Source organism: Pseudoalteromonas sp. NEC-BIFX-2020_002 (assembly GCF_013002825.1).
Taxonomy (GTDB): domain Bacteria; phylum Pseudomonadota; class Gammaproteobacteria; order Enterobacterales; family Alteromonadaceae; genus Pseudoalteromonas; species Pseudoalteromonas neustonica.
Genome location: NZ_JABEPJ010000053.1, coordinates 1 through 601 on the forward strand (window position 1 = coordinate 1; position 601 = coordinate 601).

Consider the following 601-nt stretch of genomic DNA (forward strand, 5'->3'; position numbering starts at 1 on the left):
TGGCAACGGCTAAATGGGTGCAAAGACAACAAGAGGATTTATTACCGTGTCGGTATTTCCACCTTGTTTTTACGCTCCCGCATGAGTTAAATATCATTGCGCACTACAACCCAAACGCGTTGTATCACTGTTTATTTAAAGCCTCATGGCAAACGCTGTGTAAATTTGTGAAACGAAAGAGGCATGGCCAGCTAGGCATGACAAGCGTACTGCATACATGGGGGCAAAATTTAAGTCAGCATATCCACTTGCATTGTTTGATACCCGCAGGGGCGCTTAATAAAGCGCACTGGCATGAAATAGAAAAAGGCTATTTATACCCCGTTAAAGCATTATCAACAGTGTTTAGAGGGAAAATGCTCGCGGCGCTCAATGAATGCGATAGTTCATTCGCGAAGGTAAGCACACCAACCAAATGGTGTGTATAGCAAAGCCTGTTTAACGTACAGTGAAAAGTTAGTCAGTTACCTTGCACGTTATACCCGAAAAGGCGTGATGTCAGAATCGCGATTAGTGTCAGCGACTGAAGAAACAGTGAGCTTTAAATACCGCGATTATGCAGATAACAACCGCGATAAAGTCATGACTCTGAGTTGTGATG

General features: G+C 43.6%; 1 pseudogene. It reads left to right on the top strand.

The features are described 5' to 3' along the window. A pseudogene (locus HJP15_RS21615) lies at positions 1–601 on the top strand (IS91 family transposase); the annotation flags it as partial.